The organism is Streptomyces sp. NPDC002785 (assembly GCF_040295565.1).
Lineage (GTDB): Bacteria > Actinomycetota > Actinomycetes > Streptomycetales > Streptomycetaceae > Streptomyces.
The window spans coordinates 1-6,059 of sequence record NZ_JBEOVN010000302.1 but is presented as its reverse complement, the minus strand read 5'-3'; the positions used below and the strand labels follow the sequence as shown (position 1 = coordinate 6,059).

Sequence of the window (6,059 nt, the reverse complement as noted above, 5' to 3'; positions counted from 1 at the left end):
CGCCGCGCCCCAGCCGGGCGCGGAGGTCCTTGGCCCCCGCGTCCAGGGCGGCGAGCCGGGCTCGTCTGCCCCGACGTCACCGCGCTCCGCACCGGTCTCATCCACGCTCATCCGTGCCGCACTTCCAACGTGCATGCCGTTCTTGCTCAACCCCTGGCCTCCCCAGCACGTCACCCCGGACAGCCGGGACAGCACTGGACAAGCACGGGAAAATCACCGTACGTAAGGGCCTCGTCGCTATTCACGGTACGCACGCCCGGCCATGCTGAGTGATGCGAACCAACAAATCGCCCGAACCGAACATTCCGTTCCCACCCGAGAGTTCACCGTGCTGCTCTCCCCCACCCGCCGGGGTGCCAGGCTCGCCCGGCTCACCACGGCGCATCTGGGCGACTGGGGACTGCCCACGGAGCACGCCGCGCACATCGTCGCCGACCGGACCTACTGACCGCCCTCGCGCATATAGGGCGGCGGCCATTCACGTTCCCACGCGGCAGAAATGCTGATGACGGCCTCTCCACGGTTCCGGACCACCCCGGCCCCTGCCTCGTGTTCGTCCGGTGTCAGGACCACGACGGAGTCACCGCCCTGCGGCGCCACCTCTACGGACGGCTCCTCCATCCGCCATCCACGCTCCCCCAGAGTGCGCACCATCTGGTGGAAGGCCCGCTCTGCGGTCGAGGCATCTTCACAGGTGTACGTCCACTGATGATCCGCGTAGCACGAGCCGTCCTGCAGACGCACCAGAACGGCGGGCTCGTCACTGGAAGGACGCCCGCCGGCGAGGCTGTCCAGGATCTGGCTGGAAACGGACCGCACCCCGTTCATGGCTTCCTGCCGGTCTTGCAGCTCGGCCTCGGTCCGGGGTGCTGGGTAGCCGAGAGACTCGGACACTGGATTCTTGTCCCAGAAACAGGGAGAGGTAACGCCGACGCTCAGCTGACCGCCCAGCCCCATTGCCACCTGCATGAGGAAGTCGTCCGGCTTGCTTCTCAAATTGGCCGCAACGACTCGACGTTCATAATCTGGCGCAGCGTCAACGACGTGTCCGGCCTCCTTCCAGTTCTCGAAGACCTTCCGGACCACGCTCTTTGCGTCGTCTCGGGAAATCCCCTTGAGCCAGTAGTTCCGTGTCAGGGTGACACGGTCCTCGGACCCGCCGTCACTGGGTTCTTGACAGGATTTCACACCTCCACCGAACGGCTCCAGATGCGGCTCGGGACTCACTCCACGGATCGCTTCTTGAATCAATTCTTCAGCTGTTCGCTCGGCCTGGCTCATGTCCATTCTTGTGCCTCCGTGTTCAGTAGTGGGACTACTCGACGCATTAGGCCCTATCGACCCACCCTCACTGCCTGCCCCGCAACCGGCTACAAGGAAGGATGTGGCGATAAGAAATCCGACCAGACGTCCTATTTTCACTCAGGCACCGTCCCACTCATCGGATACTCCCCATTCACAATCAGTGCCATATTCTTCAAGGACTCAGAATTTTCATCCCAGTACAGACTATGCGCAGAAAATAGGGGCCATTTACTTCCATCTTGAACCCCGAACATGTTGCCGCCAAATTCTGGAGCCGTGGGGTCGACACCGAAAGGGCGTTCGCCCCAACTCCACGGGTTATAGATCGTCCGCGTCGGGAGACCCGCCACCACGTCGTTAGCAGATTTCCCCGCCCACACACTCTCCGGCGAGAGGTTGAGGTCACCTGCATGGTCCACCCCCACTCCGGGACTCCCTACGAAGATGGCGGCATCAACAGGAGGGGTGTCATCCCCGGAAAGCATCTTCCCCGACACGAGCGAACCGTAGCTATGCCCTAGCAGCGTGTCATGGGCGGGCTTCCCTTGATGCGACACCTGCAATCCGTCGAGAAATTCATTGAGGACGGGAGCCCCCTGGTCCGCCAGCTTCTCGCCGGCAACCGATACAGGATTTTGTGGGGCATCGTAGTCAAGCCACATCAGCGATGCATATTTCTTGTCCGGATCCCCCATAGCAACCGATTGACTGTAAAGACTTTCCGCCCTATCAATATCTTTACCGATCGTTTCGAGTTTGGTATTCATGCCAGGGACATATGTTGTCACATTGTCCGCCCCGTCAGGATTTCCCACGGAAATGATGGCATGCCCATTCTTCTCGTTATCGATGCCGAGAAGGTAAAGTTCTGGCACGCCTTTCCTGCCGGTGGAATCGAGATGTTCCTGAACTTGCTCCAAGCCGGCCAGTTTCTTGTCGATATCCTTAATCCGCCCGGTGGCAACACTGACCGAATACCTCCCATTTGGCGAGAGCATGTCGCGTTGGCCAACCAAATTTGCGCGCTCCAGCTCCAAGTCGGCAGTAGATGTCCGCAGGACATAGCGGTTTCCCTCATCCCGAACCTCCGATGGAAGTCCGTCGAGCGTGCCAACAGTAGCGAGGTTAAGTGAGACGTAATCGCTCCTCTGCTCCTCGGACAGTCCCTTCCACCACTTCGCATTCTCTTGGGGGGTTCCGTCCTTGGGTGGTTCGAGGATGAGGCCCATGTAATCTCCGGCATCCTTGCGGGCGCCTCGCATGTCATTCTGAGTGTCGGCCCAGTCGCGGTGGGATACTGTCAGATCATCATCTGCCTTCAGATTCCTCAGCTTCGGGGACCATTTCGCGTCCGCCTCAGCCGCCTCTTTGACAGCCTCGGCAATGCGGTTGGCGTAGACCTGCGCGACGTTATGGTTCGGGTTGATGCCCGGTCCCTGCACCAGCGAGGTGCCGCCCGACACGTTGCCGCCCAGAATGCTTGCGCCGCCGGGCTTCTCACTCCAGGCCGCGTAGCTGACTGACCCGTCCTCTCGCACCTTGAGATTCGCGTCCCCTGCGTCATCGACCGCCAGGTCAAGCTTGACCTTGGCCATCCGTAGTTCCAGAGCGAAGGCGTTGAGGGAAGCACTGATCAAGCCGCACTCGACCTGGGCGTACTGAAAATTCTTCGACAGTTCCCGAAGCTGGATGACGGCCGAGTCCAGAGCCTCGCCCCGGAGAGAATTCTGCATCCCAGGAATAACCTGGTTGTTGAGCTGATCCTTGGCCTGGCTGGCCATGTTGCTGACCTCGCGGTATCCATCCGCCGCGTTCTCGAACTCAGAGGGCTTGAGGTCCTTGAGAGTGGCGTAGTCCACTGTCCCAGATCACCGACCCCGGCCATGGTCGCTGCCAGCCGTATCCTCGTACCGCTCTCCCAGCACATTGAACGCTTCGCGGATCGCATCGTCGTTCTTGAACTGGTCGTGTCCCGTCTTCTCCAACAGGTTCCGCAGGGCACCGCATCTGCCACGCACTTTCGTGAGGTACTCGCTCCAAGACTCATAGACATCTTGCTGAGCCGCCGCGCTCAACACCTCACAGTTGGCCTCGGTACCCTTCTGCTCCTGCTCCAACTTCGTCAAGGCCTTCTTGATGTCCCCCTGCAGCCTGCCAACACCCTCGCCCGCTCGCGTCCACGCAGCCTTGCTGGATCTCACTCCGCCGAGGCCACCATTGGGGCCCTCATCAGACTGATTGAGTCGCATCTGCACCGAATGCCGTTCAATCTCGGCCTTGAGCTGTTCCCGCTCATCCCATGCCATCCCCACGCCCCCTCTGATCGAAATACTGCGTCCTTGCGGTTCGTCACGGTAGGTACTGTGCACCAGTGACGCATGAGTGCAACTACTCATGCGTCACTGTGGATCCGCGGTTCTCAAGGGCATCGGCGTCCTGCAGCGCGAAAACCTGGTCGGGTGAACCCGTCTCGGCCCATACGCACGGCTTCTTTCAGTACGGCGAGAATCTCCCGGATTCGCACAGCGTCCTCAGAAGCCGCCCCTCGGTGCAAAGCCCTTTAGGCCGTCCCGGTCTTGCCCTACCAATCGACCGCGATCTGGTCGACGCCCACGTCCATGCCCCGCACCTGGCCGTCCTCACTCGGATACATGGCGTACGGCGAACGACCGGATGTTCTCCATCCGCGGAGCGTTCCCGAGGGCTGTGAGATCCCCTCGCACCAGCACTTCATCGCCCCGGCGGTGCGCCTCGGCGGCCTTGCTGTAGTCGTGGTGGTCCAGCGTCATCCTGACCCGGCGCGGCCGGCCGTCATCCCGGTCCTCGAAGGATCCGGCGACAGTGACGGCCCCCAGCCCCTGGGGAAGCTCCCGGTGCAGCCGCACCACCGAGCCGACCAGCATCATGTCGCCGCGCCCCAGCCGGGCGCGGAGGTCCTTGGCCCCCGCGTCCAGGGCGGCGAGGTGCGGGCGGGCGAGCCGGATGCGCTCGGTGGGCCGTTCCATGGGCAGGTCGGGGGGACCAGGTGAAGTCGAGTGAGAAGCTCGGTCCTTCGTCGCCACCGATCTTGACCAGCGCTTCGCAAAGATTCGCCGACAGTCCCGCCGGGACGTATGGCGCGAAGTCGGCCACCTCGTCGTCGCGCAGGCTGAGATCGGCGGCCTCCCGGGCACAGATGAGTGCCGCGTACAGCCTTCGGGAGACCCGTCTGGCGAAGGGCTCCGCGCGGGACCCATAGTCGAACAGATGGGCCTGGACAGGGAGTTCGGGGAGCGGGGTGTGCACGGCTACCACGTAGCTGCCCACCCTGGCCTGGTCGAGCCTCACCGACGCCACGTGGTCCTTGACCAGCTGGGGCTTATTGGCGGGCTGCACCGGCTGCGGCTCGGGGGCGGCTTCGGCAGCCGCAGCCGATGTCATCAGGTCCCGCAGACCTGCGAGGGCAGGTACCACTTCGTTCAACGGCGCAGTGCCGGAAGGGCCCGGCGGGGTGAGCCGGAGGAACTGCCAGTCCGCGGACGGGAGCGACATCTCGCGCAGCACATCGGCCGGACTGCGCGCCTCCACCATGGACAGGGTTTCCACCAGGTCTGCGACCCGGTCGGCGTAGTCGCGCGGGCCCCGGTCCAACGGAACCAGCGCTTCGTACGGCTCACCGGGATCGCCGGGGACGGGCAGCACCCATAACTGGGCTCGACCGTAGTCCCGCTGCGGGGACCAGCCGCGGCCGCGCAAATAGCGCAGCAGAGAGGAAGTTGCCAGGTCCTTCACCTGACTGAACTCCGCATCGGAGATCGCGATCATGACACCCCCAGCTTCTCTCGGAACTCAGGGCCGAAGAGGTCGTGCAAGGTCTCCGTCGTGAGCAGATTGGCCTTCGGCACCGACACCGTCAAGCTGCTGTCCTTGGGCCGGTCCGTGAGCTCGTTGTCGTGGAAGCATGCCCAGTAAGCAGCGTGCCGCAGCAACAAGCCTTCATGGGGCGCCTCGACCCACTCGCCTGCGTCCTCCGGTACAACAACGAGTAACAGAAATCGCGGCACGTAGAAGTCCCGGCCGGACAGCAGGTTGTAGTTGTGTACTCGCAGCGGATAACGCCAGGAGTCGCCGGTGTCCTTCGGCCGGTTCCAGCACTTCACCTGCTCCTGGATCTGCGGGTATCTTCTTGTGCCGCCCCGTCCCGGGAAGGTCAACTCCCAGTCGATTCCCAGACGGTCGCGGGAGTTGGACACGTTGAGGTTCGCCGCCGTCGCCAGTGCCCGGACGAACTGCTCACCGAAATCGCCTTTGTGGTTGTTGTCGCCCGTCGCCGCGGGCTCCAGCCAGGGCTCCACTGGCGGGTCCGTCGCATCGACCGGCTCTGCGGGATGTGGAAGTCCGGTCGAGGCCGCGCCGTCCGGCCCACCCCACTCGTCGGAGCCCGCTTGCAGCGGCGCACCGCACTGGTAACGACCTTTCGCCGGACGCTCGTTCATCCACACCCCCCATGTCGCGCTCGGCTCCGACCGGTCGCACAGAGTATCCGCGGCTTACGACATCCCGAAACCGCGTGATCGGTTTCCGGCCCGATCCGCCTCCCTCTGTCAGTGGTCGCGCATATCGTGAGCAAGGTGAGCCAGCGACACGATTCTCCGCCCGAGTCCGGCAGCGAAAGCGCCGGTCGTTGAAGTCGCCCCCGAAGGCGGTGTACGGGCGGGTGCCGTAGGTCGCGCGGTGGTGGGCGCGGACGGGGCTGTCGGGGAAGCGGAGCGCGT

At 63.4% G+C, this 6,059-nt stretch carries 5 protein-coding genes and 1 pseudogene; 1 reads left to right on the top strand and 5 read right to left on the bottom strand.

The window, feature by feature from the left end:
• Positions 1-262 precede the first annotated feature (262 nt).
• A pseudogene (locus tag ABTZ94_RS35750) lies at positions 263-436 on the top strand (ATP-binding protein); the annotation flags it as partial.
• A 5-nt stretch (positions 437-441) separates the two neighbouring features.
• On the opposite strand, the gene ABTZ94_RS35745 reads toward ABTZ94_RS35750, so the two are convergent.
• The 5 genes from ABTZ94_RS35745 to ABTZ94_RS35725 all read right to left on the bottom strand — a co-directional run bounded on the left by ABTZ94_RS35745 (position 442) and on the right by ABTZ94_RS35725 (position 5,780).
• On the bottom strand, positions 442-1,287 hold the full coding sequence (locus ABTZ94_RS35745; RefSeq protein WP_351207330.1) for a hypothetical protein: 846 nt from the start codon (positions 1,285-1,287) through the stop codon (positions 442-444).
• A 131-nt stretch (positions 1,288-1,418) separates the two neighbouring features.
• Complete coding sequence (locus tag ABTZ94_RS35740; protein WP_351207328.1) at positions 1,419-3,164, bottom strand: alpha/beta hydrolase; 1,746 nt, start codon at positions 3,162-3,164, stop codon at positions 1,419-1,421.
• 9 nt (positions 3,165-3,173) lie between these two features.
• On the bottom strand, positions 3,174-3,611 hold the full coding sequence (locus tag ABTZ94_RS35735; RefSeq protein WP_351207326.1) for a hypothetical protein: 438 nt from the start codon (positions 3,609-3,611) through the stop codon (positions 3,174-3,176).
• Positions 3,612-3,944: 333 nt separating this feature from the next.
• Complete coding sequence (locus ABTZ94_RS35730; protein ID WP_351207324.1) at positions 3,945-4,310, bottom strand: hypothetical protein; 366 nt, start codon at positions 4,308-4,310, stop codon at positions 3,945-3,947.
• 795 nt (positions 4,311-5,105) lie between these two features.
• Positions 5,106-5,780: a DUF4365 domain-containing protein gene (locus ABTZ94_RS35725; RefSeq protein WP_351207322.1), complete on the bottom strand. Its 675-nt coding sequence runs from the start codon at positions 5,778-5,780 to the stop codon at positions 5,106-5,108.
• Positions 5,781-6,059 lie beyond the last annotated feature (279 nt).

Bases quoted from the DNA above. Each gene is read 5' to 3' on its own strand.
- ABTZ94_RS35730 (WP_351207324.1), bottom strand. From the start codon at position 4,310: ATGGAACGGCCCACCGAGCGCATCCGGCTCGCCCGCCCGCACCTCGCC.
- ABTZ94_RS35745 (WP_351207330.1), bottom strand. From the start codon at position 1,287: ATGGACATGAGCCAGGCCGAGCGAACAGCTGAAGAATTGATTCAAGAA.
- ABTZ94_RS35725 (WP_351207322.1), bottom strand. From the start codon at position 5,780: ATGAACGAGCGTCCGGCGAAAGGTCGTTACCAGTGCGGTGCGCCGCTG.
- ABTZ94_RS35735 (WP_351207326.1), bottom strand. From the start codon at position 3,611: ATGGCATGGGATGAGCGGGAACAGCTCAAGGCCGAGATTGAACGGCAT.